24 protein-coding genes and 1 rRNA gene are annotated in these 24,174 nt (G+C 53.9%); 16 read left to right on the plus strand and 9 right to left on the minus strand.

Going from position 1 to position 24,174, the window contains the following annotated elements:
- The first annotated feature begins 140 nt into the window (after positions 1-140).
- Together rrf and BJP35_RS18355 are read left to right on the plus strand one after the other, a co-directional pair.
- A 5S ribosomal RNA gene (gene rrf / locus BJP35_RS18350) occupies positions 141-256 on the plus strand.
- A 255-nt stretch (positions 257-511) separates the two neighbouring features.
- Positions 512-1,807 (plus strand): MFS transporter, encoded by a 1,296-nt coding sequence (locus BJP35_RS18355; protein ID WP_025203439.1) that lies wholly within the window; start codon positions 512-514, stop codon positions 1,805-1,807.
- Here the strand turns inward: BJP35_RS18355 and BJP35_RS18360 are convergent.
- From BJP35_RS18360 to trxC, 5 genes are all read right to left on the minus strand, one after another.
- Positions 1,804-2,127, minus strand: a complete 324-nt coding sequence (locus BJP35_RS18360; protein WP_047743105.1) for a YfiM family lipoprotein — start codon at positions 2,125-2,127, stop codon at positions 1,804-1,806. The two genes, BJP35_RS18355 and BJP35_RS18360, sit on opposite strands and share 4 nt — an antisense overlap.
- Before the next feature lie 45 nt (positions 2,128-2,172).
- Positions 2,173-3,528 carry a CDP-diacylglycerol--serine O-phosphatidyltransferase gene (pssA, locus tag BJP35_RS18365; RefSeq protein WP_020882993.1) on the minus strand — a complete coding sequence of 452 codons (1,356 nt, stop codon included), beginning with the start codon at positions 3,526-3,528 and terminating at the stop codon, positions 2,173-2,175.
- Between the two features lie 110 nt (positions 3,529-3,638).
- Positions 3,639-6,302: a protein lysine acetyltransferase gene (pat, locus tag BJP35_RS18370; RefSeq protein WP_047743103.1), complete on the minus strand. Its 2,664-nt coding sequence runs from the start codon at positions 6,300-6,302 to the stop codon at positions 3,639-3,641.
- Positions 6,303-6,337: 35 nt separating this feature from the next.
- Positions 6,338-7,036, minus strand: coding sequence for a tRNA-uridine aminocarboxypropyltransferase (tapT, locus tag BJP35_RS18375; RefSeq protein ID WP_047743101.1), 699 nt, complete (start codon positions 7,034-7,036; stop codon positions 6,338-6,340).
- A 69-nt stretch (positions 7,037-7,105) separates the two neighbouring features.
- Positions 7,106-7,525, minus strand: a complete 420-nt coding sequence (gene trxC, locus BJP35_RS18380; RefSeq protein ID WP_014171226.1) for a thioredoxin TrxC — start codon at positions 7,523-7,525, stop codon at positions 7,106-7,108.
- Between the two features lie 204 nt (positions 7,526-7,729).
- On the opposite strand from trxC, the gene BJP35_RS18390 reads away from it, so the two are divergent.
- Positions 7,730-8,815 carry a tRNA/rRNA methyltransferase gene (locus BJP35_RS18390; protein ID WP_025203443.1) on the plus strand — a complete coding sequence of 362 codons (1,086 nt, stop codon included), beginning with the start codon at positions 7,730-7,732 and terminating at the stop codon, positions 8,813-8,815.
- 45 nt (positions 8,816-8,860) lie between these two features.
- Here the strand turns inward: BJP35_RS18390 and ung are convergent, their stop codons facing one another.
- On the minus strand, positions 8,861-9,550 hold the full coding sequence (gene ung, locus BJP35_RS18395) for a uracil-DNA glycosylase (RefSeq protein ID WP_025203444.1): 690 nt from the start codon (positions 9,548-9,550) through the stop codon (positions 8,861-8,863).
- Positions 9,551-9,864: 314 nt separating this feature from the next.
- Here ung and grcA point away from each other — a divergent pair, with 314 nt between their 5' ends.
- Positions 9,865-10,248 carry an autonomous glycyl radical cofactor GrcA gene (gene grcA, locus BJP35_RS18400; protein ID WP_013098327.1) on the plus strand — a complete coding sequence of 128 codons (384 nt, stop codon included), beginning with the start codon at positions 9,865-9,867 and terminating at the stop codon, positions 10,246-10,248.
- A gap of 52 nt (positions 10,249-10,300) precedes the next feature.
- Here the strand turns inward: grcA and srmB are convergent, their stop codons facing one another.
- Positions 10,301-11,629 carry an ATP-dependent RNA helicase SrmB gene (srmB, locus tag BJP35_RS18405; protein ID WP_014171223.1) on the minus strand — a complete coding sequence of 443 codons (1,329 nt, stop codon included), beginning with the start codon at positions 11,627-11,629 and terminating at the stop codon, positions 10,301-10,303.
- A 132-nt stretch (positions 11,630-11,761) separates the two neighbouring features.
- Here srmB and BJP35_RS18410 point away from each other — a divergent pair, with 132 nt between their 5' ends.
- On the plus strand, positions 11,762-12,499 hold the full coding sequence (locus BJP35_RS18410) for a tRNA1(Val) (adenine(37)-N6)-methyltransferase (RefSeq protein WP_032680478.1): 738 nt from the start codon (positions 11,762-11,764) through the stop codon (positions 12,497-12,499).
- Here BJP35_RS18410 and nadB read toward each other — a convergent pair.
- Positions 12,484-14,103 (minus strand): L-aspartate oxidase, encoded by a 1,620-nt coding sequence (gene nadB / locus BJP35_RS18415; protein WP_020883000.1) that lies wholly within the window; start codon positions 14,101-14,103, stop codon positions 12,484-12,486. The two genes, BJP35_RS18410 and nadB, sit on opposite strands and share 16 nt — an antisense overlap.
- A 425-nt stretch (positions 14,104-14,528) precedes the next feature.
- Here nadB and rpoE point away from each other — a divergent pair, with 425 nt between their 5' ends.
- The 11 genes from rpoE to acpS all read left to right on the plus strand — a co-directional run bounded on the left by rpoE (position 14,529) and on the right by acpS (position 23,899).
- Positions 14,529-15,104: an RNA polymerase sigma factor RpoE gene (rpoE, locus tag BJP35_RS18420; RefSeq protein ID WP_006176728.1), complete on the plus strand. Its 576-nt coding sequence runs from the start codon at positions 14,529-14,531 to the stop codon at positions 15,102-15,104.
- A 31-nt stretch (positions 15,105-15,135) separates the two neighbouring features.
- Positions 15,136-15,786, plus strand: a complete 651-nt coding sequence (rseA, locus tag BJP35_RS18425) for an anti-sigma-E factor RseA (RefSeq protein WP_025203448.1) — start codon at positions 15,136-15,138, stop codon at positions 15,784-15,786.
- Positions 15,786-16,739: a sigma-E factor regulatory protein RseB gene (gene rseB, locus BJP35_RS18430; protein ID WP_014171218.1), complete on the plus strand. Its 954-nt coding sequence runs from the start codon at positions 15,786-15,788 to the stop codon at positions 16,737-16,739. The genes rseA and rseB overlap by 1 nt, the downstream gene beginning before the upstream one ends.
- The gene (gene rseC, locus BJP35_RS18435) at positions 16,736-17,212 is read left to right on the plus strand and encodes a SoxR-reducing system protein RseC (protein ID WP_014171217.1); all 477 of its coding nucleotides are present in this window, start codon (positions 16,736-16,738) and stop codon (positions 17,210-17,212) included. Before rseB ends, rseC begins: the two co-directional genes overlap by 4 nt.
- 184 nt (positions 17,213-17,396) lie before the next feature.
- Entirely contained in the window at positions 17,397-19,196 is a 1,800-nt protein-coding gene (lepA, locus tag BJP35_RS18440) for a translation elongation factor 4 (RefSeq protein WP_014171216.1), read from the plus strand.
- A 15-nt stretch (positions 19,197-19,211) separates the two neighbouring features.
- Complete coding sequence (gene lepB / locus BJP35_RS18445) at positions 19,212-20,186, plus strand: signal peptidase I (protein WP_014171215.1); 975 nt, start codon at positions 19,212-19,214, stop codon at positions 20,184-20,186.
- A 222-nt stretch (positions 20,187-20,408) separates the two neighbouring features.
- Positions 20,409-21,089: a ribonuclease III gene (gene rnc, locus BJP35_RS18455; protein ID WP_003860711.1), complete on the plus strand. Its 681-nt coding sequence runs from the start codon at positions 20,409-20,411 to the stop codon at positions 21,087-21,089.
- The gene (gene era / locus BJP35_RS18460; protein ID WP_014171212.1) at positions 21,086-21,991 is read left to right on the plus strand and encodes a GTPase Era; all 906 of its coding nucleotides are present in this window, start codon (positions 21,086-21,088) and stop codon (positions 21,989-21,991) included. The genes rnc and era overlap by 4 nt, the downstream gene beginning before the upstream one ends.
- A gap of 11 nt (positions 21,992-22,002) precedes the next feature.
- The gene (recO, locus tag BJP35_RS18465) at positions 22,003-22,710 is read left to right on the plus strand and encodes a DNA repair protein RecO (RefSeq protein ID WP_014171211.1); all 708 of its coding nucleotides are present in this window, start codon (positions 22,003-22,005) and stop codon (positions 22,708-22,710) included.
- 77 nt (positions 22,711-22,787) lie between these two features.
- Complete coding sequence (gene pdxJ, locus BJP35_RS18470; RefSeq protein ID WP_014171210.1) at positions 22,788-23,519, plus strand: pyridoxine 5'-phosphate synthase; 732 nt, start codon at positions 22,788-22,790, stop codon at positions 23,517-23,519.
- Positions 23,519-23,899, plus strand: a complete 381-nt coding sequence (gene acpS / locus BJP35_RS18475) for a holo-ACP synthase (protein ID WP_014171209.1) — start codon at positions 23,519-23,521, stop codon at positions 23,897-23,899. Before pdxJ ends, acpS begins: the two co-directional genes overlap by 1 nt.
- Here the strand turns inward: acpS and BJP35_RS18480 are convergent.
- Entirely contained in the window at positions 23,896-24,156 is a 261-nt protein-coding gene (locus tag BJP35_RS18480; RefSeq protein WP_020883006.1) for a YfhL family 4Fe-4S dicluster ferredoxin, read from the minus strand. The genes acpS and BJP35_RS18480 overlap by 4 nt on opposite strands.
- Between the last annotated feature and the right edge of the window lie 18 nt (positions 24,157-24,174).

Consider the following 24,174-nt stretch of genomic DNA (forward strand, 5'->3'; position numbering starts at 1 on the left):
CGTTGATATGTCTGGTGTGTAAGCGCAGCGATGCGTTGAGCTAACCGATACTAATGAACCGTGAGGCTTAACCTTACAACGCCGAAGATGTTTTGGCGTGAGAGAGACGATTTTCAGCTGATACAGATTAACAGAATTTGCCTGGCGGCTTTAGCGCGGTGGTCCCACCTGACCCCATGCCGAACTCAGAAGTGAAACGCCGTAGCGCCGATGGTAGTGTGGGGTCTCCCCATGTGAGAGTAGGGAACTGCCAGGCATCAATTAAAAGAACCCCGTACCGTATGGTGCGGGGTTTTTTGCTTTGGTTCTTTCCCGCCGCCGGAGACGGCATCAGACTGTACACCGCCACACCAGCCAACGACCCTTAGTCTTTATCCTATAACTTACCTTGCTAATAGAAAATGTGATCTTACTCTCAATGTTATTTATAACAAAATAATAACATTTGCTTTACAAGATCGTGAGTTCTCAGGACTCAGCATGCCGTTTTTATGGCAGGAGCATAATCACAATGACAGAAAGCATAACATCGAACGGGACGCTGGCTGCCAGTGATTCCCGTAGAAGGGTATGGGCAATCGTCAGTGCCTCTTCAGGGAACCTGGTGGAATGGTTCGACTTTTACGTCTACTCATTCTGTTCACTTTACTTCGCACATATCTTCTTCCCGTCCGGTAACACCACCACACAGCTTCTGCAAACGGCGGGCGTATTTGCTGCGGGCTTCTTAATGCGCCCCATTGGTGGATGGTTGTTTGGACGGATCGCAGACCGTCGAGGACGTAAGGCATCCATGCTGATTTCGGTCTGCATGATGTGCTTTGGCTCGCTGGTGATCGCCTGTCTCCCCGGTTATGATGCTATCGGGACATGGGCGCCGGCTCTTTTGCTACTGGCTCGTCTGTTCCAGGGACTTTCTGTTGGAGGAGAATACGGTACCAGCGCCACTTACATGAGTGAAATTGCCCTTGAGGGCCGGAAAGGATTTTACGCCTCTTTCCAGTACGTCACGCTTATTGGTGGCCAGCTTCTGGCCATTCTGGTGGTGGTTATTCTGCAGCAGGTCCTTACCGACAGCCAGCTTCATGAGTGGGGATGGCGAATTCCTTTCGCGATGGGCGCTGTACTGGCGGTCGTCGCACTCTGGTTGCGTCGTCAGTTGGATGAAACCTCGCAAAAAGAGGTCCGGGCGCTGAAGGAGGCGGGGTCGTTTAAAGGGCTGTGGCGTAACCGCAAAGCTTTCCTGATGGTTCTCGGGTTCACCGCGGGCGGTTCTCTCAGCTTTTACACCTTCACCACCTACATGCAAAAATATCTGGTGAACACCACGGGCATGCACGCCAACGTCGCCAGCGCTATCATGACCGCCGCGTTGTTCGTCTTTATGCTGATTCAGCCACTTATTGGCGCGCTCTCCGATAAAATAGGGCGTCGCACATCAATGCTGATCTTTGGCGGCATGTCCGCGTTATGTACTGTTCCCATTTTAACTGCGCTTCAGCACGTTTCCTCACCGTATGCCGCCTTTGGTCTGGTCATGCTGGCGATGGTCATTGTCAGTTTTTACACATCGATCAGTGGGATCCTGAAGGCTGAGATGTTCCCGGCACAGGTACGCGCTTTGGGGGTAGGGCTTTCTTATGCGGTCGCCAATGCGCTGTTCGGTGGCTCTGCGGAGTACGTCGCGCTGTCGCTTAAATCATGGGGAACGGAAACAACTTTCTTCTGGTACGTGACGGTGATGGGGGCACTGGCCTTTATTGTCTCCCTGATGCTGCATCGAAAGGGTAAAGGTATTCGTCTCTAATAGCGAGCCATCTGCCACACGGCATAGCCGGTCGTGGCACCGGCTACGTCCCAGGCAAAGTCTTTCCAGCTCCAGCCGCTCCCCGCGGGGCGGCTATCCCACAGTTCTTTTGAAGCCCCGAGGCTTACAGAGAACATCAGGCCGATTGCCGCACTACGATCCCGACTGTACCCCTGATGTTGTGCATACTCATTACCGGCAGCGGACAACATCGCGGAGGCGAGAAAGTGTTGCGCTTTATCCTGCCCGGACCAGCTATCGTTAGCCATATGGCTACAGCCACTGAGAAAGAGAATACTCAGCAAGAGAAGAATACGCATTAGCGGACTCCAAAAAAAAGCCCTGTCGCTGACAGGGCCTGGACATCACAGAATACGGCTGATAAGTCTGTCAATACGGATTCGACGCAGGCGACGAATAAGCTTGCGGACTTTCACCGGGTAATCGGCAATGCTCTGCAGTTCACGGTAATGCTGAACCACAGTGGTATGCGTGCGAATAAGCTCGAGCTCACGTTCACGACTGGTCGCTAACTCATGTTTCGGGTCATGGATCAGGATGGCATTTTCGAGATCCAGACGCCAGGCGCGAGGGTTGAGGTTATTGCCCGTAAGCAGCATCCATTCATCGTCGACCCACATCCCTTTCAGATGATAACTGTTGTCTTCATCTTTCCACAGACGCACGACCAGCTGGTCAGTGTTAACGTAATACTGTAAACGGCTCAGGAAACGGCGCAGGTTAATCTCATAGAGATAAGGGAGGGCACCGATAATCTTGAACGGTTGATCTTCAGGAATAAAGAAGTCGTTAGCAGTTTTGTCACCGACGATAATTTCAACTTTTTTACCATCACGCAGCAGCTGAATGATATTACGCACCAGCACGGCGGGAAGGTTGAAGTAAGGGGTGCAGATGATGAGTTTCTGCTCCGCACACGGCATCAGGTGGAAAATCGTTTTGTTCAGCAGGCTTGATTTGCCTAACCCCACCAGCGGTGTAACGGACAGCTCTTCGTTATTGGCATCGCCCTGGAAATGGTAGACCGCATCACGCAGTTCCTGGCGGAACGCGCGGATATCATTTTTAATTTCCGGGCTTTTAGGACGGTGTGGATCGTCAAGACGATTTACGCCGCGACCCTGTACTAAGTTCTTATCAACCCAGTTAAACATGATATCCGCCATCTGGGGATTACGAACCAGATGGTAACGGTCATATCGATATTTATCGAGCTGATGAAGGTAAACATCATTCAGGCTCGCGCCGCTGTACAGCACGCTATCATCAATGATGAACCCTTTGAAATGAAGGACGCCGAGCGCTTCCCGGGTATTTACAGGTACGCCGTAAACGGGCACATCGACGCCAGGATTTTCCTGCGCCGTGCGGCAATACCAGTCAGCATTGGTGTTTGAAGCAGCAGCGCCTATACGGCCACGCTGAGCGCGGTGCCAGTCGACCAGCACGCGAACATCCAGTTCCGGACGTTGACGCTTGGCTTCATAGAGCGCATTTAAGATCGCGCGCCCACCTTCATCTTGTTCAAGATACAGGGCCACAATGCAAATGCGACGCGTAGCGCCGGCAATCTTTTCCAGAAGCGTCTCCCGAAAATGGGCGGGAGCGTAAAAGAACTCTACATCATCAACTGACTGAGAAATCTTCGGTAGTTGAGCAAGGTGTTGTTGATGTTTATTACGCTTAAATTTTGACAACATCACAGTGCGTTTCTTCTCTGTTCATTGAAGGGTTGTCTGTACCATGCAAACAACATAAGCGGACAATGATACCACCAGTCCCGTCCAAAGTGGGTAACATTTCCAGTAGCTTACTCGGCTTTATCCGCTGATATCAGGCTCAGGGATAAGGCCACAATACCTTCGTCCAGCTGAATATCAACGTCAAATCCAAGTTTTCGCGCCAGGGTCACCATACCGCGATTGTTAGGCATAGTAATGCCATTGAGGCGTAACAATCCGTGATCTCGCGTATAACTGATGAGTTTTTCCAGCAGCCGTCGCCCCAGACCCAACCCTTTCAGATCGGAGCGCACCAGCACAGCAAACTCCGCATCAACATTATCCGGGTCGGAAATAGCACGCGTAACGCCGAGGATCTCATCGCCCTTATCGGAACGACGAACGGCGACAAATGCCATTTCTCGATCGTAGTCGATCTGGGTCATATTGGCTAAATCATCGTGGGTAAATTCGTTGATTTCGCTAAAATAGCGATAGTAAAGATCCTCTTTCGTTACCTGAGAGATGAACATGCGCAGCTGCGGTTCATCTTCCGGCAGGATAGGGCGGAACAATGCGCGCTCCCCGTTTTTCATCTCCACCCACTCCTCCAGCTGCAGAGGATACGGACGGATCGCAAGGCGGCTCTCTCTGTCACCCTCGAAAGGCGCGATATCCAGCGTGACGTCCAGGGCCGTAAACTCACTGCCGGAGGCGAGCAGCGGGTGGATGTCCAGCCGCTGGATCTCCGCGCAATCAACAATCAGGTTAGATACCTGCACCAGGAACTGACTCAACCCGGCAATATCAAGAGGGCGCAGCGCGCTTCGGCCCCGGATTTTTTTGCTTTTGATGGCCTGAATGATCAGATAGCGCGCCAGGTTCATGTTCAGTGGTGGCAAAGCCACGACCGCCTGCTCCTCAGGACGCCACTCGACGCCGCCTTCCCCCAGCATGATAAGCGGGCCAAAGACAGGATCGTATTCAACCACCACGCGCAGCTCCTGAGCGCCCGCGCGATTAGCCATGCTTTGCACCAGCAGCCCGTGGATCCGCGCCTGAGGCCAGGCCATTTTGACCCGGTCGAATATGGCATCAGCGGCTTGCTGTACCTCGGTCGCAGTCCGCAGGTATAACATCACCCCCTGGACATCAGACTTATGCGGGATGTCCGGTGAGCGAAGCTTGAGGGCAACGGGATAGCCAATCTGTTCGGCAATATGCACGGCTTCGGCGCTGTCGCCGGCAATCCAGGTGGGCAGGGTTTGCATCCCGTAACTGCCCAGAATCGGCTGCACTTCGTGCGTATCAAGCGAGGTTGCTCCCTCTTCGATAGCCTGCTGTAAAAGCCGATGAACATCGGCGGTGTTCGCCGTCAGGTTACCCGGTAAAGCCGGGGTTTCACGGAGCTGCTTCTGGTTGCGGCGATACTCCACCATATGCATGAACGCCGTAATCGTGCCTTCCGGAGTGCGGTAGGTGGGCAGACCGGCTTCACTGAACAGGCGTCGTGCCTCCTGGGAAGAGAACTCACCGCACCAGTTGGTCAGCAGGGTGACATATTTACCACGAGGATGGTTCCGGACGGCGTCAATCAGTGCGCGCGCGCTTTCACTCCCGGGAGCGACCGCGCTGGGGGAGTGAATAATCATCAGCGCGTCGAAATCCTGGCTATCCAGTAAAAGGGAGATCGCCCTGATATAGTGATCGCTACTGGCGTCATCGCGCAAATCGAGGGGATTGCCTGGGCTAACGCTTGCCGGCAGCGCCTCTTTCAGGCGTTGTAGCGTCTCCTCACCCAGGGTGGCCAGCTTGCCATTGCGCAGCCACAGTTCATCCAGTGCAAGCGCGGCAGGAGCCGCGCCATTACTGACAATCATTATCTTCTCACCGCGTAACGGACGCATATGGCTTAACGTCTCGACGGCGGAAAAAAGCTCGTGTGTATCCTGAACCCGTAGCAAACCCGCGCGTTGAATCGCGGCATCCCAGGCGGGATCCATGCCGGAATGCGACTGCAGCAGACGCTGGGCGGCCGGGCTACGCCCGCTTTTAATCACCAGAATCGGTTTGTTACGGGACGCGCTACGGGAAGCCGACACAAAACGACGGGCGTCGCTCAGGTGCTCAAGATAAAGAAGAATGGCGCTGGTTTTGCTGTCGCGAGCCAGAAAATCGAGCAGTTCATCAACGTCGATGTCCAGGCTGTCACCCAGAGCAATGAAGTAGGAAAACCCCATCTCACGCTGTTGCGCCCAGTCGAGGATCGTGTTCGATACCGCAGCCGATTGCGAAATAAATGCGAGTTTGCCTTTGCGGATAGGGACCGGGGAGAAGCTGGCATTCAGCCCTTGCCACGGGGCGAGCAGGCCCAGACTGTTTGGCCCAAGAATGCGCATCTGGTAGCGACTGGCGCATGCCAGAAGCTCCGGCTGCTGTTCGGGCGGAGACGAGAGAATAATGCAGGTTTTACATCCTTTCCTGCCGAGCGACTCCAGCAGGGCTGGATTACGTTTCGCATTTGTACACAGGATGGCAAGGTCCGGTATGAAAGGCAGGCTCTGCACGTCCGGCCATGCCAGCACCCCCTGAACAGCCTTATAGGCAGGCGTAACGGGCATGACGGGGCCATTAAATCCGCCGGCCAGCAGGTTACGCATCATCAGATAGCCTGCGCGATCCGGTTTCATTGATGCGCCGATAACGGCAATGGATTTAGGACGAAGTAGCGCTTCTAACCCTCGCTGGCTCATGCAGGCCTCCTGTGAATGCAAGCGACCTGATGATTTTAAACGTTTTCTGTCTCAGTTGCTGTGACGCTGCCCTTATGAACGGTTTTTCCTGCCAGGTAACGTTCACGAAAGCAGGAGAAATGGCTCCCCAGCGCACCTGCCGCGACGGTATCTCCCGCTAAATCCAGAAGGGCAATCGCCACTTCAGCGGTACAGTACTGCCCGTCAGCATGCGCTTCTCGCAGGCGGTAGGCCGAGACGCGGGAAAGGTCGACCGAAATTACCGGCAATGAATCGAGATAAGGACTTTTGCGGAACATTTTTCGCGCTTCGGTCCAGGTTCCGTCCAGCATAATAAACAGCGGCGGTTTACCAGATGGCGGTGCCGAAAGCACCTGGCGATCTTCGCCAGCATACGAGGCCGGAAATACGACCATTGGCTGATAGTCCGGGTTTGCCACTAAGTCGAGCAGGGCTTGAGGCGGTTCCGTGCGTGACCACTGAAATGCCGCGGTATCCGGCAGAATGTCGGCAATAAGGCGTCCGGTATTGCTGGGTTTCATTGGTTCGGTATCGAACATGACCAGGCAAAAACGACTCTTCGCCGTGCTCGGCGCAAGGGTCTCGCACAGACAAACTTTTAGCGGCAGCAGACAACGCTGACAGCGGCGAACACGATTGCCGCGGGCAAGAAAAGGGCGAGTCGCGCGGGCCAGGCGTGCGGCGCGCAGTTGAAGAACAGCGTTATCAGTCATGGGCGAAGTGCAGGAAAAACCCTATTTTCGCAGAGGAAGGAACGGGGCACAAGATGCGCCCCGTTAATGTTACAGCGATTCGTTTAACCAGCTATCAAACGGTGCTTTAGGAACAGCACCGTTAAGCATGTCGATCACTTCACCATTTTTGAAAATCATGATGGTTGGGATGCTGCGAATGCGAAAGCGTGCACTCAGCTCACGTTCTGCTTCGGTATTGACCTTAACAAAACGCATTTTGCCGCTGCGTTCTTCGGCAACATCCTCGAAGACAGGCGCGAAGCTACGGCACGGACCACACCACGGTGCCCAAAAATCGACAACCACCGGAAGATCGTCCTTGAGGAGTTTGTCCAGCGTAGCACCCGTAGCGTTGATAACATCGCCATCAAACAGTTCATGGCCACAACGCCCGCATTTCGCACCATCTTCAATCCGATCGTCCGGAATGCGATTAAGAGCCTGACAGTTGGCACATACGGTATTCATAACTAACCTCTGATAGAGCCGTGGGACAGCGGCAGAATGCCGATAATGTTTCTAATATGTTACATATTATCATTCAGCCTGTTTGAAACGACAATGCGTTTTATTCAATGAGAACAATAGTCACAGGCTTTTGTACGAATTTATGGCTATGAGCTTGCACATCGGGTAATCTGCGCGCTTCGCGCAGCGCTGGTGGAGAAAAGCATGAACGACGAAATGAAAAACAAAAGCGGCAAGGTCAAAGTGATGTATGTCCGCAGTGATGATGACTCTGATAAACGCACCCAAAATCCGCGTACCGGAAAAGGTGGCGGGCGTCCGGCGTCTTCTCGTGCAGACGGTGGCCGTCGCCCCGCCCGCGATGACAGAAATAACCGCGGTGATGACCGCAAACGTGATGACCGTAAGCGTGACGATCGCAAACGCGATGATTTCTCGCGCGAGGGTTCATCCCCCTGGCGTACCGTTTCTCGCGCCCCTGGTGATGAGGCGCCTGAAAAAGCCGATCACGGCGGCATCAGCGGGAAAAGCTTTATTGACCCGGAAGTGCTGCGCCGTCAGCGTGCAGAAGAGACCCGAGTCTATGGCGAGAACGCCTGCCAGGCGCTGTTCCAGAGCCGTCCTGAGTGCATCGTTCGCGCATGGTTTATCCAGAGCGTAACCCCGCGCTTTAAGGAAGCGCTGCGCTGGATGGCGGCAAACCGTAAAGCCTACCATGTGGTGGATGATGCTGAGCTGACGAAAGCATCAGGCACTGAACACCACGGTGGCGTGTGCTTCCTGATCAAAAAACGTAACGGGACTACCGTACAGCAGTGGGTTAGCCAGGCGGAAGCCGATGACTGCGTGCTGGCGCTTGAAGATGTGGGCAACCCGCATAATCTGGGTGCAATGATGCGTAGCTGCGCGCACTTTGGCGTGAAAGGCGTGCTGTTACAGGATGCCGCGCTGCTGGAATCGGGTGCCGCGATCCGTACCGCAGAGGGCGGGGCAGAGCATGTTCAGCCGATCACCGGCGACAGCGTTCTGGATGCTATTGAGCAGTTCCGTAATGCGGGATATGCCATCGTCACGACCTCCAGCCATGCCGCTACGCCGCTGTTTAAAGCAACACTGCCGCGTAAAATGGTGCTGGTGCTGGGTCAGGAGCGTGATGGCCTGTCGGATGCTGCGCTTTCCAGCGCGGATCTGAGCGTCTCTATCGACGGTACAGGCAATGTTGAAAGTCTGAACGTTTCCGTTGCGACTGGCGTACTGCTGGCGGAATGGTGGCGTCAGAATAAAGCATAAGACTGTGCATCGGGTGTGCCCGCTAAAACGGGCACATCCGCTGCGTTACTCACTCTCAGCCGGTAACACTGGCATCCAGTCAATTGGCGTTTCGCCACGTTTTTCCAGCCACTCGTTCGCCAGAACAAAATGATTACAACCAAAGAAACCACGATGCGCTGACAGCGGTGACGGATGCGGTGCCTTCAGGACATGATGACGCTGCCTGTCGATAATCGCCCCTTTCTTCTGCGCGTGGGAACCCCACAGTAAAAACACCACCCCTTCACGATGCTCGTTGATAAGGCTGATGACTTTATCGGTAAAGGTTTCCCAGCCCAGGCTGGCGTGAGAATGTGCCTGACCGGCACGTACGGTGAGTACCGTATTCAGTAACAGCACGCCCTGGCGCGCCCAGCTTTCCAGATAACCATGAGTGGGCCGGGTAAACCCGGGCACGGTCTTTTCGAGTTCTTTGTACATGTTCAGAAGCGAAGGGGGGATAGCAACCCCAGGACGTACAGAGAAAGCAAGCCCGTGAGCCTGTCCCGGTCCGTGGTAAGGATCCTGACCGAGGATAACCACTTTCACATCGCTGAGTTCGGTATAGCGAAACGCGTTGAAAACATCTTTTTGTGGCGGATAAATCGTCTGGCCAGACTGCCGCTCTGCCGCAACGGTGCTGAGGGTGTTAATAAAATAGGGCTGCTGTTTCTCTTCTGCCAGCACATCGTGCCAGGTCAACGGTGTCGTCATCTCGCTCTCCTGCGAATCACATTCTGCGCCTAGCTTAACCGCTAAAACCCGGGGTGCAAAATCCCAGGCATAAAATCACCGTAAGTCATTCAATTTATTTTGAATAGATGCGAAAGGAGTTGAGCTGGCAAAGCAATGAAATTGATCTGGAACAATAAAATCAAACCACACTCTTTGTGTGGTTGGTGTTTTTGTTGATTTAAATCAATAAATGACCGGGGTGCGAGTGATATATATACACACAAGAAACAATGGTTTTACCAATTGGCCGCGCGAGGCCGACACCAGTTAATGTAGCCTAAGGGAGGCAACACATGATTACAGGTATCCAGATTACTAAAGCTGCAAATGACGACCTGCTCAACTCTTTCTGGCTGCTTGACAGCGAGAAAAATGAAGCGCGCTGTGTAGTAGCGAAAGCGGGTTTTGCTGAAGATGAAATCGTTCCGGTGAACAAACTGGGCGAAATCGAATACCGTGAAATCCCAATGGAAGTAAAACCGGAAGTGCGCGTTGAAGGTGGTCAGCACCTGAACGTGAACGTGCTGCGTCGTGAAACGCTGGAAGATGCGGTTAAGCACCCGGAAAAATACCCACAGCTGACCATTCGTGTATCAGGTTATGCAGTACGTTTTAACTCTCTGACCCCGGAACAGCAGCGCGACGTTATTGCGCGTACCTTTACTGAAAGCCTGTAAGGTTTCAGTCTCGGGGGGGAATAAAAAAGCCGGGGTTTTCCCCGGCTTTTTTTTACTCTTCAGTTTTCGTCTCTGGTGCGGCAGAGCTTGGTTTACGGCGTTTACCAATATTCTTGGTATCGCGGTGGCGCTGCTTCACGCGCGGCTTCTCTTTTTCTTTCTCTTTTTTCTCAGCACGTTTTGCGAGCGCTTTTTTAGACGGTTTGCCCGTCATTTTTTCACTCGGTGCACGTGTGGTCGGGCGAAGCTCATCAATAACGCGTGCTTTCAGTGGCTCATCAACGTAGCGGCCAATTTTCTGCAGCAGCAGGTAGTCATGCGCTTCGACCAGAGAGATCGCGATACCTTTGCGTCCGGCACGGCCGGTACGGCCAATGCGGTGCAGATAGGTGTCGCCGCTGCGTGGCATATCGAAGTTAATGACGTGACTGACGTCCGGAATGTCGATCCCGCGTGCAGCAACGTCTGTTGCGACCAGCACGTTCACGCGACCATCAGTCAGACGTTTAATCCCTTCGGTACGCTTAACCTGCGCCATCTCGCCTTCGAGATAGCAGTTATTGATTCCGGCATTACGCAGCATTTCAGCCAGTTCATGCACACGCTCGCGCTTACGCACAAAGACGATGGTACGGGTGGCATCGTCCTGCTTCAGCAGGTGCTTAAGTAACTCAACCTTGTGTTCAAGGTTATCTGCACGGTAATACCACTGGTGGATCTTCTTGCGCTCGCGCGTGGACGGCGTCGCGGAAACTTCCACCGGATCTTCCAGCAGGCGCTCTGCGAAGTCTTTGATCGCGTCCCCTTCAAGGGTGGCAGAGAACAGCATCGTCTGGTTACGCCAGCGTGTCTCACCCGCGATATGTTCGATATCCTGCGCGAAGCCCATGTCCAGCATGCGGTCAGCTTCATCCAGAATCAGTGTTTCTACCGCGCGGCAGTCGAAGTTCTCTTCTTTAATGTACTGCAGCAGGCGACCGGTCGTCGCAACGACGATGTCCTGGTTTTCGCTAAACACTTCGGCGTGGTTCATATACGCAACGCCGCCAGTGATCGTGGCGATATCCAGATGGGTATTGACCGCCAGCTCGCGGGCGTGATCGGCAACCTGCATCGCCAGCTCGCGTGTCGGCGTCAGGATCAAAATACGCGGCGGGCCTGATTTTTTACGTGGAAAATCGAGCAGATGCTGCAACACAGGCAGCAAGTAAGCTGCTGTCTTCCCCGTGCCGGTTGGCGCAGAACCGAGCACATCGCGGCCCTCAAGCGCAGGCGGAATGGCCGCTGCCTGAATGGCGGTCGGGCGTGTAAAGCCTTTGCTCTCAAGTGCATTGAGCAGGCTTTCATCGAGTTCAAGTTCGGAAAAAGTCGTTACAGTCATGTTCTACCTCTGTGTGGGGCGCTGATTATAGACGTTACGGCTGTAATCTTCATCTGTTTGTATGGATATCGCTTTGCGGCCACTTCGCTTTCCCCTATGCTACTCCAGTTTCACTTAGAAGGTTGCCCTGACATGTCTCAACTCAAAGCGCAGCTGCGCCGCGATGGTTTTACGTTTAAACAATTTTTTGTCGCTCACGATCGCTGTGCCATGAAAGTCGGTACAGACGGTATTTTACTGGGTGCCTGGGCACCTGTCGCAGGTGTAAAGCGTATTCTGGATATTGGGACGGGCAGCGGGCTGTTGGCGCTGATGCTGGCGCAACGTACCGAAGCGCATGTCACCATAGATGCGGTGGAGCTGGATGCGCAGGCGGCGGAGCAGGCGAGTGAAAATGCGGCTGAATCTCCGTGGGCCGCCCGGATTAACGTAGAATGTGCAGATGTGCTCGACTGGACGCCGGAGCAAACCGCGCGTTACGACCTGATTGTCAGCAATCCTCCTTACTACGCGCCCGGAGTTGAGTGCGGAACGCCTGAGCGTGAACAGGCCCGTTATACCGGCTCTCTCGACCATAAGGCGCTGCTGATCAGTGCCGCAGAGCTTATTTCAGAAGAAGGGTTTTTCTGCGTGGTTCTGCCAGAAAGCACCGGCAATGCGTTTATTGGCATAGCGCAAGAGATTGGCTGGAAATTACGTTTACGCACCGATATTGCGGATACCGAAGGGCGATTGCCGCACCGCGTGCTGCTGGCGCTCTCACCCAAAGAAGGTGAATGCTTTAACGACCGAATGGTGATCCGTGGGCCAGACCAGCGTTATTCCGAAGATTACACCGCTCTGACCCAGGCGTTTTATCTGTTTATGTGAACCTGCGGGGAGAGGATCGACGGCCCGGACTCGGCCAGCTGATCGGGGTAGTCGAGGGTATAGTGCAAACCGCGGCTCTCTTTGCGCATCATCGCGCAGCGAACAATCAATTCGGCAACCTGAACCAGATTGCGCAGCTCCAGCAGGTTATTGGATACGCGGAAATTGGCATAATATTCATCGATTTCCTGCTGCAGCATCGTGATACGGCGTAATGCGCGTTCAAGACGTTTCGTGGTCCGCACAATCCCGACGTAGTCCCACATAAACAGCCGCAGTTCGTGCCAGTTATGCTGAATAACGACCAGCTCATCCGGGTTCTCCACGCGGCTTTCATCCCAGGCAGGCAGATTTTCTGTCTGACGGGCGTAAGGCATGCGCTTCGTGATATCTTCCGCGGCAGACCAGCCGTAAACCAGACACTCCAGCAGTGAGTTCGACGCCATCCGATTCGCGCCATGAAGCCCGGTATAACTTACTTCACCGATAGCATACAGGCCATCCACATCGGTGCGACCATGATCGTCAACCATTACGCCCCCGCAGGTATAGTGGGCGGCAGGCACGATGGGCACCGAATCGCGGGTTAAATCAATCCCCAGACCCAGCAGCTTTTCGTAGATCATCGGGAAATGCTGGCGGATAAACTCTGCCGGCTTATGGCTGATGTCCAGATACATGCAGTCCACGCCAAGACGCTTCATTTCATGGTCGATGGCGCGGGCAACGATATCGCGCGGTGCCAGCTCGCCTCTGGGGTCAAAGTCCGGCATAAAGCGGGAGCCGTCAGGGCGTTTCAGGTATGCGCCTTCACCGCGCAGGGCTTCCGTCAGCAGGAAATTACGCGCCTGAGGATGGAACAGGGCGGTCGGGTGAAACTGGTTGAATTCAAGGTTTGCCACGCGACAACCGGCGCGCCAGGCCATGGCGATCCCGTCTCCGGAGGCAATATCGGGGTTGGTGGTATACTGATACACTTTGGATGCACCGCCAGTCGCCAGTACCACGGCCTTCGCCTGACAGGTCTCAACCTTTTCTTTATTGCGATTCCAGACCCAGGCACCCACGACACGACGCGTACCCGGAAGGCCAATCTTGTCGGAAATAATCAGGTCAACGGCATTGCTGCGCTCAAGGACCCGAATGTTAGGATGGCTGAGGGCTTTGCTGACCAGCGTGGTTTCGACTTCTTTACCGGTAGCGTCTGCGGCATGCAGGATACGGCGGTGGCTATGCCCGCCTTCGCGGGTCAGGTGGTAGCTCTCTTCACCGTTTGGTTGTACCTGTGTATCAAATAATACGCCCTGATCGATTAACCACTGCACGCAATGACGGGCATTACTGGCCACAAACTCTGCGGCATGTGCATCCACGATCCCGGCCCCGGCAATCAGCGTATCGTCGACATGCGACGCAATGCTGTCCGTCTCATCAAACACGGCGGCAATACCGCCCTGGGCATAAAACGTAGAACCTTCACTTATCGGCCCTTTGCTCAGAACGATTACGCTCTGATGTTCGGCCAGACGCAGTGCCAGGGAGAGACCGGCAGCGCCGCTACCGATGATCAGTACATCACAATGCAGTTCAGGTGTTGTGTTCATGATTTTTTGTTTAATTTACTAAACAGTGTTTGGTCAGAATAGCATCCGAATGCGAGATATCGCACGTTTTTTTTGATGTGAGTTGTAACCGCTAAACTCGAGGCGGAGGATTAAAACCACGTAAAAGAAAGAAAATATTTTGCGAAGCAGATCGTTAGCGTCAGATTTTGTGGTGAAATAAAGACTGGGTTGCGTTACTCTTCTGGCGGGAAAAGAGATGTTTCTTGTCATAAAGTGGTGCGTATCGTGAACAGACTTATAATGAGAGAAAATGAACAGTCTGCGGCGCGATGAACAAAAACAAAGGCGTTACGGAACTTATTGAAGATCAGACACTCTAATTCGGTGCTTGCTCAAAGTGCGGTTTTTTAAGAGTGGCGTTTCGATAACGCGTGGAATTTAGGTTTGGGGAGACATTACCTCGGATGAGCGAGCAGTTAACGGACCAGGTCCTGGTTGAACGGGTCCAGAAGGGAGATCAGAAAGCCTTTAACTTACTGGTGGTGCGCTACCAGCATAAGGTGGCGAGCCTGGTTTCCCGCTATGTACCGTCAGGCGATGTGCCTGATGTAGTACAAGAGTCTTTTATTAAGGCCTATCGCGCGCTGGATTCATTCCGGGGAGATAGTGCTTTTTATACTTGGCTGTACCGTATTGCGGTCAATACGGCAAAGAATTATCTGGTCGCTCAGGGCCGCCGTCCGCCTTCAAGTGATGTGGACGCAATCGACGCCGAAAACTTCGAAAGTGGCGGTGCGCTGAAAGAAATTTCGAACCCTGAGAACTTAATGTTGTCAGAAGAACTGAGACAAATCGTTTTTCGCACGATCGAGTCGCTCCCGGAAGATTTACGCATGGCAATTACGTTACGGGAGTTGGATGGTTTGAGCTATGAAGAGATAGCCGCCATCATGGATTGTCCGGTCGGCACGGTACGTTCACGTATTTTCCGTGCGCGAGAAGCAATTGATAATAAAGTTCAACCGCTTATCAGGCGTTGACGATAGCGGGATACTGGAAAAGGTATTAGGCATGCAGAAAGAAAAACTTTCCGCTTTAATGGATGGTGAAACGCTGGATAGTGAGCTGCTCAACGAGCTGTCTCATTCTCCCGAAATGCAAGAGACCTGGGAGAGTTACCATCTCATTCGTGACACCCTTCGCGGTGACACCGGCGAGGTTCTCCATTTCGATATCTCAGCTCGCGTGATGGCGGCCATTGAAAATGAGCCTGTCCGTCAGACCACTCCGCTGATTCCTGAAGCTCAACCTGCGCCTCACCAGTGGCAGAAAATGCCGTTCTGGCACAAGGTGCGTCCGTGGGCCAGCCAGCTCACCCAAATGGGTGTGGCTGCATGCGTATCGCTTGCAGTTATCGTTGGCGTCCAGCACTATAATACTCAGTCTGAAACTAATCAGCAGCCAGAAGCGCCAGTGTTCAACACACTGCCGATGATGGGCAAAGCCAGCCCGGTAAGTTTGGGTGTTCCGGCTGATGCATCCGCCAGCGGCGGCCAGCAACAGCAGGTTCAGGAGCAACGCCGTCGCATTAATGCGATGTTGCAGGATTACGAGTTGCAGCGTCGTCTGCACTCTGAACAGCTTCAGTTTGAGCAGGCACAAACCCAGCAAGCGGCTGTGCAGGTGCCCGGAAACCAAACTTTAGGAACGCAATCGCAGTAATGAAGCAACTTTGGTTCGCCATGTCTCTGATGGCGGGTAGCCTGTTCTTCTCTGCCAACGCCTCGGCTGATGTTTCATCCGGGGCGTTGTTGCAGCAAATGAATCTGGCCAGCCAGTCACTCAATTACGAGTTGGCATTTATCAGTATCAATAAGCAGGGCGTCGAGTCGTTACGATACCGCCATGCCCGTCTTGATAACCAGCCGCTCGCCCAGCTTTTACAGATGGATGGCCCGCGTCGGGAAGTTGTCCAGCGTGGTAACGAAATCAGTTATTTCGAACCCGGTCTGGAGCCTTTCACGCTGAATGGCGATTATATCGTCGATTCTCTGCCATCGCTTATCTACACCGACTTCAAACGTCTTGCGCCTTACTATGATTTCATTTCAGTAGGGCGTACGCGCATTGCGGACAGACTGTGTGAGGTGATCCGCGTTGTTGCCCGTGACGGAACGCGCTACAGCTATATCGTCTGGATTGACGCCGAAACCAAGCTGCCAATGCGTGTAGACCTGCTTGACCGTGATGGTGAAACGCTGGAGCAGTTCCGCGTTATCTCCTTTAGCGTGAACAATCAGGTGGGTAATAGCATGCAGAATCTGGCGAAAGCCAGCCTGCCGCCGCTGCTTTCGGTACCGGCGGGTGATTCCGTCAACTTCAACTGGGTTCCTTCCTGGATCCCGCAAGGGTTTAGCGAAGTCTCCAGCAGCCGTCGACAATTGCCAACCATTGAAACACCGGTTGAATCGCGTCTTTATTCCGATGGTTTGTTCAGTTTCTCGGTGAACATAAACCGCGCATCGGCAAACAGTTCTGAACAAATGCTTCGTACCGGACGCAGGACGGTCAGCACCACGGTTCGCGATAACGCAGAGATCACCATTGTGGGTGAATTACCGCCACAAACGGCGAAGCGTATTTCCGACAGCATTAAATTCAGGGCTGCACAATGATTAAAGAGTGGGCTACGGTCGTATCGTGGCAGAATGGCATTGCGCTGGTGAGCTGTGATGTTAAGGCCTCATGCAATAGCTGTGCTTCCAGAGCCGGTTGCGGTAGCCGCGTGCTGAATAAGCTCGGGCCGCAAACCTCGCATACCATTTCCGTGCCAAGCGATCGGCCGCTGATGGTGGGGCAAAAAGTGGAGCTGGGAATTGCAGAAGGTAGCCTGCTCACGTCCGCCATGCTGGTTTATCTCTCTCCGCTGGTGGGGCTGTTTGTTATGGGCGGCGTATTCCAGATGCTGTTTGGTACCGATGTGGCCGCCATGTGTGGTGCTGCATTGGGCGGCGTAGGGGGATTCTGGCTGGCCAAAGCTCTTTCCCCGAAGCTCGCCGCACGCGAAGAGTGGCAGCCTGTTATTCTCAGCGTTGGGCTGGCACCCGACCAGCTTCGTGTTGAGACGCTCTCTTCTGAGGCCCGGTGATCCATCGGGCTTGTCCTTTTTTACGTCCTAAAACAGAAAACGTCATTTCTTCACGCTATACCTGGCGCTAAGTACATTTCCAGGTAACGGGGATGTAGTGTAGAATGCGGCGTTTTCGCACTGAAAAACGTCAGGCTAAGAACAGCGGCCTCCAGGAATTCGTAAGGCATAATTATTTAACTATATGAAGAACATACGTAACTTTTCGATCATTGCTCACATTGACCACGGTAAGTCGACGCTGTCTGACCGTATTATCCAGATTTGCGGTGGCCTGTCTGATCGTGAAATGGAAGCCCAGGTTCTGGACTCCATGGACCTGGAACGCGAACGCGGTATCACCATCAAAGCGCAGAGCGTTACGCTTGATTACAAAGCGGCTGATGGCGAAATCTACCAGCTGAACTTTATCGACACCCCAGGCCACGTTGACTTCTCCTATGAAGTTTCACGCTCGCTGGCGGCCTGTGAAGGCGCGCTGCTGGTTGTGGATGCCGGGCAGGGCGTTGAAGCCCAGACCCTGGCAAACTGCTACACCGCGATGGAAATGGATCTCGAGGTTGTGCCGGTTCTGAACAAAATTGACCTGCCAGCTGCCGATCCTGAGCGCGTAGCGGAAGAGATTGAAGATATTGTCGGCATCGACGCGACCGATGCGGTGCGCTGCTCCGCTAAAACGGGTGTGGGCGTAACCGACGTGCTGGAACGCCTGGTGCGTGATATCCCGGCACCAGAAGGTGACCCGGATGCCCCGCTGCAGGCGCTGATCATCGACTCCTGGTTTGATAACTACCTGGGCGTTGTCTCACTGGTGCGTATTAAAAACGGCACCATGCGTAAAGGCGACAAAATCAAGGTAATGAGTACTGGCCAGGTTTACAACGCAGACCGTCTGGGTATCTTCACGCCAAAACAGGTTGACCGTACCGAGCTGAAATGTGGCGAAGTAGGTTGGCTGGTCTGCGCCATTAAAGACATCCTCGGCGCGCCAGTGGGCGATACCCTGACCGGTGCACGTAACCCGGCAGACAAAGCGCTGCCAGGCTTTAAAAAGGTTAAACCGCAGGTTTACGCGGGTCTGTTCCCGGTCAGCTCTGACGACTATGAAAACTTCCGTGATGCGCTCGGCAAGCTGAGCCTCAACGATGCTTCCCTGTTCTATGAACCAGAAAGCTCCACGGCGCTGGGCTTCGGCTTCCGCTGCGGCTTCCTTGGTCTGCTGCACATGGAGATCATCCAGGAGCGTCTGGAGCGTGAATACGATCTGGATCTGATCACCACGGCACCGACCGTTGTGTACGAAGTGCAGACCACCAACAAAGAGATCGTCTACGTCGATAGCCCGTCCAAGCTGCCGCCGCTGAACAATATCGAAGAACTGCGCGAGCCCATTGCAGAGTGTCATATGCTGCTGCCGCAGGAGTTCCTGGGTAACGTTATTACGCTGTGTATTGAGAAGCGTGGCGTACAGACCAACATGGTTTACCACGGTAATCAGGTTGCGCTGACGTACGAAATCCCTATGGCGGAAGTGGTCCTCGACTTCTTCGATCGTCTGAAGTCTACCTCTCGTGGCTATGCGTCACTGGATTACAACTTCAAACGCTTCCAGGCGTCTAACATGGTGCGTGTGGACGTGCTGATCAACGGCGAGCGTGTGGATGCGCTGGCACTGATCACTCACAACGACAATGCGCCATACCGTGGCCGTGAGCTGGTTGAGAAGATGAAAGAGCTGATCCCGCGTCAGCAGTTTGATATCGCGATTCAGGCCGCCATCGGTAACCACATTATTGCCCGTTCTACTGTGAAACAGCTGCGTAAAAACGTTCTGGCGAAATGCTACGGCGGTGACGTCAGCCGTAAGAAAAAGCTGCTGCAGAAACAGAAAGAAGGTAAGAAGCGTATGAAGCAGGTCGGTAACGTCGAACTGCCGCAGGAAGCATTCCTTGCCATCCTTCATGTTGGTAAAGACGGCAAATAACCCTAAGGAGTTGGCATGGCGAACATGTTTGCCCTGATTCTGGTCATTGCTACCCTGGTGACAGGTTTGTTGTGGTGTCTGGATAAGTTTATTTTCGCCCCAAAACGCCATGAACGTCAGGCTGCCGCACAGGCAGCCACTGGCGATGGGCTGGACGCGAAAACCCTGAAGAAAGTCGGCCCGAAACCGGGCTGGCTGGAAACCGGGGCATCGGTATTTCCGGTGCTAGCGATTGTGCTGGTTGTCCGCTCGTTTATTTACGAGCCGTTCCAGATCCCGTCTGGTTCAATGATGCCAACGCTGCTGATTGGCGATTTTATTCTGGTTGAGAAGTTTGCCTACGGGATTAAAGATCCGATCTACCAGAAAACGCTGATCGAAACCGGTCATCCAAAACGTGGCGACATCGTGGTGTTTAAATACCCGGAAGATCCGCGTCTGGATTACATCAAGCGTGCAGTGGGTCTGCCGGGTGACAAAGTCACCTACGATCCGGTGGCGAAAGAAGTTACCGTTCAGCCTGGCTGCAGCTCCGGTACCGCGTGTGAAAACGCGCTGCCAATCACTTACTCAAACGTTGAGCCAAGTGATTTTGTGCAGACCTTTGCTCGCCGTAACGGCGGTGAAGCGACCAGCGGTTTCTTCCAGGTGCCCAAAGGCGAGACCAAAGAGGACGGTATTCGCCTGGTAGAACGTAAAGAGACGCTGGGTGATGTGACCCACCGTATCCTCACCGTGCCAATCGCGCAGGATCAAGTGGGGATGTACTACCGGCAGCCGGGCCAACAGCTGGCCAGTTGGATCGTACCACCGGGACACTACTTCATGATGGGTGATAACCGCGATAATTCCGCGGACAGCCGTTACTGGGGCTTTGTGCCGGAAGCGAATCTGGTAGGTAAAGCGACCGCTATCTGGATGAGTTTTGAGAAGCAGGAAGGCGAATGGCCGACCGGCGTTCGCCTGAATCGTATCGGCGGGATCCATTAATTCTCATTAAATGAACGCGTAGCCGCGTTAATTAGCGGCTACGTGAATTATTTCAGCGATAAATCTCTTTGGACTAACGACATCCCCTGTCGTTGTGTATAGAATATTCCCCCGAAGTTTAAGGTTGGCCCTGCAAGGGTGCCACGGCACACGAAACCGCGTTGGTCTTCTCAGGTCGGTTTCGTGTGCTGCATTTTTGACGCATTCATTTACTGGTATCGCATGAACCCCATCGTAATTAATCGGCTTCAACGGAAGCTGGGCTACACTTTTCATCATCAGGAGTTGTTGCAACAGGCATTAACCCACCGCAGTGCCAGCAGCAAGCATAATGAGCGCCTCGAGTTCCTGGGTGACTCTATTTTAAGTTTCGTGATCGCGAATGCGCTTTATCATCGTTTCCCACGTGTGGACGAAGGTGATATGAGCCGCATGCGCGCGACGCTGGTTCGGGGTAATACCCTGGCGGAAATCGCTCGTGAATTTGAACTGGGCGAATGTCTGCGACTTGGGCCGGGTGAACTGAAAAGCGGCGGCTTCCGTCGTGAATCTATTCTTGCCGACACGGTCGAAGCATTAATTGGTGGTGTGTTCCTGGACAGCGATATTCAGACCGTAGAAAAGCTGATCCTTAACTGGTATCAAACCCGTCTGGACGAAATCAGTCCGGGCGATAAACAAAAAGATCCGAAAACGCGTCTGCAGGAATATTTGCAGGGTCGCCACCTCCCGCTGCCATCCTATCTGGTGGTACAGGTGCGGGGCGAAGCGCACGATCAGGAATTTACCATCCATTGCCAGGTCAGTGGCCTGAGTGAACCGGTGGTCGGCACAGGTTCTAGCCGTCGTAAGGCTGAACAGGCTGCCGCCGAACAGGCGTTAAAAATGCTGGAGCTGGAATGAGCGAAGAAAAAACGTATTGCGGGTTTATTGCCATCGTCGGACGTCCGAACGTTGGCAAATCTACCCTGTTGAATAATCTGCTTGGGCAGAAAATTTCCATTACTTCCCGTAAGGCGCAGACCACGCGTCACCGCATCGTCGGTATCCACACGGAAGGCGCCTATCAGGCGATCTACGTTGATACCCCGGGCCTGCACATGGAAGAGAAGCGCGCCATCAACCGCCTGATGAACAAGGCGGCGAGCAGCTCGATTGGCGACGTAGAGCTGGTGATTTTCGTGGTGGAAGGCACCCGCTGGACGCCTGACGACGAAATGGTGCTGAACAAACTGCGCGACGGTAAAACGCCGGTGATCCTTGCGGTCAACAAAGTGGACAACGTGCAGGAAAAAGCCGATCTGCTGCCGCACCTGCAGTGGCTGGGAAGCCAGATGAACTTCCTTGATATCGTCCCGCTGTCTGCCGAGACCGGTCTGAACGTCGATACTATCGCAGGCATCGTGCGCAAACATCTGCCGGAAGCGATTCATCACTTCCCGGAAGATTACATCACCGATCGTTCTCAGCGCTTTATGGCCTCTGAGATCATCCGTGAAAAACTGATGCGTTTCCTTGGCGCGGAACTGCCGTACTCCGTAACGGTTGAGATTGAACGTTTTCAGACCAACGAACGCGGCGGCTATGACATCAACGGCCTGATCCTCGTTGAGCGCGAAGGGCAGAAGAAGATGGTGATCGGCAACAAAGGTGCCAAGATCAAAACCATCGGCATTGAAGCGCGCAGAGACATGCAGGACATGTTTGAAGCCCCGGTTCACCTTGAACTGTGGGTGAAGGTGAAATCAGGCTGGGCCGATGATGAGCGTGCATTGCGCAGCCTCGGTTACGGCGACGACGTCTAAGACTGAACATCGTGGATGGATGGCAGCGTGCCTTTGTCCTCCATAGCCGTCCGTGGAGCGAGACCAGCCTTATGCTGGACGTTTTCACGGAAGAGTCGGGCCGTGTGCGCCTTGTTGCTAAAGGCGCACGTTCCAAACGCTCCGGCCTGAAGGGTGCCTTACAGCCTTTCACTCCGCTGCTGGTACGCTTCGGTGGGCGTGGGGAAGTCAAAACCCTGCGCAGTGCCGAAGCCGTCTCTCTGGCGCTCCCCCTTTCTGGTATCACGCTGTACAGCGGTCTCTATGTCAACGAACTCATCTCACGTGTTCTGGAGCATGAGACTCGCTTCTCTGAACTTTTCTTTGATTACCTGCACTGTATCCAGGCGCTGGCCGGCGCTACCGGTACGCCCGAACCTGCCCTGCGTCGTTTTGAACTGGCGCTGCTTGGACACCTGGGCTATGGGGTCGATTTTTTGCATTGTGCAGGGAGCGGAGACGAGGTAGAGGATGCGATGACCTATCGCTACCGTGAAGAAAAAGGCTTTATCGCCAGCGTTGTGATAGATAACAGCACCTTTACCGGGCGACAGCTTAGAGCGCTGTATGCGCGCGAGTTTCCCGATCAGGATACCCTTCGCGCAGCAAAACGCTTTACCCGGATTGCGCTCAAGCCGTATCTTGGCGGCAAGCCCTTAAAGAGCCGCGAATTGTTCAGGCAGTTTATGCCGAAACGTTAACGTATCAGACCCTCGCTCCAGCCCTCTCATTGAGGGAGAGGGAGGCAGGGACACGAACTAAAATACCGAGGATTGTCATGGCTGAATTACTGTTAGGCGTCAACATTGATCACATCGCCACGCTGCGTAATGCACGCGGCACGGCTTATCCCGATCCGGTTCAGGCGGCGTTCATCGCTGAGCAGGCTGGCGCCGATGGCATTACCGTTCACCTGCGTGAAGACCGCCGTCATATTACCGACCGCGATGTGCGCATTTTGCGTCAGACGCTGGACACCCGCATGAACCTGGAGATGGCGGTCACGGAAGAGATGCTGACGATTGCCTGCGAGACGAAGCCGCATTTCTGCTGCCTGGTACCGGAAAAACGTCAGGAAGTGACCACCGAAGGGGGCCTGGACGTGGCGGGTCAACGCGACAAAATGCGTGATGCCTGCAAGCGTCTGGCTGAGGCAGGTATCCTGGTCTCTCTGTTCATCGACGCCGATGTAGCACAGATCAAAGCGGCTGCCGAAGTGGGCGCGCCCTATATTGAAATTCATACCGGCTGTTACGCTGATGCGAAAGACGAAACTACGCAGGCCAAAGAGCTGGAGCGTATCGCCAATGCGGCCACCTATGCCGCGAGCCTGGGTCTGAAAGTTAACGCCGGGCATGGCCTGACCTACCATAACGTCAAGGCTATTGCAGCCCTGCCAGAAATGCATGAGCTGAATATCGGCCACGCTATTATTGGCCGTGCGGTAATGAGTGGCCTGAAAGAGGCGGTCTCAGAAATGAAACGCCTGATGCTGGAAGCGCGTCAGTAATGGCTATTCTGGGCTTAGGCACCGATATCGTTGAAATAGCCCGCATTGAAGCGGTGATCGCCCGTAGCGGCGATCGCCTGGCACGACGCGTGTTGAGCGATAACGAATGGGCCATCTGGGAGACGCATCAGCAGCCGGTACGTTTTCTGGCCAAGCGCTTTGCCGTCAAAGAGGCGGCAGCCAAAGCCTTCGGCACCGGTATTCGTAACGGTCTGGCGTTTAACCAGTTTGAAGTGTTTAACGATGAGCTGGGTAAACCGCGCCTGCGTTTATGGGGTGAGGCGCAAACGCTGGCAGAGAAACTCGGCGTAAATCACATGCACGTGACGCTCGCCGATGAACGACACTACGCCTGCGCGACGGTGATTATCGAAAGTTAAAGTTTGTCCGCGTGATGCAGCAGGACAAACTTATCCCAAAGCTGCTCTTCGCTCTCGACGTGTGCCGGATCCTTCAGGATGGTATTGGGGATTGGGCACACTTTCTGACAGGTCGGCGTTTCGTAGTGGCCGATGCATTCAGTGCAGCGGTCGCTGTTAATCTCATAAATGCTCTCGCCCATCGAAATCGCCTGGTTCGGGCATTCCGGTTCGCACATATCGCAATTGATGCATTTTTTGGTGATTAACAGCGCCATCAGGAAATTCTCAGAAAC

The organism is Enterobacter sp. J49, assembly GCF_002148625.1.
Lineage (GTDB): Bacteria > Pseudomonadota > Gammaproteobacteria > Enterobacterales > Enterobacteriaceae > Enterobacter > Enterobacter ludwigii.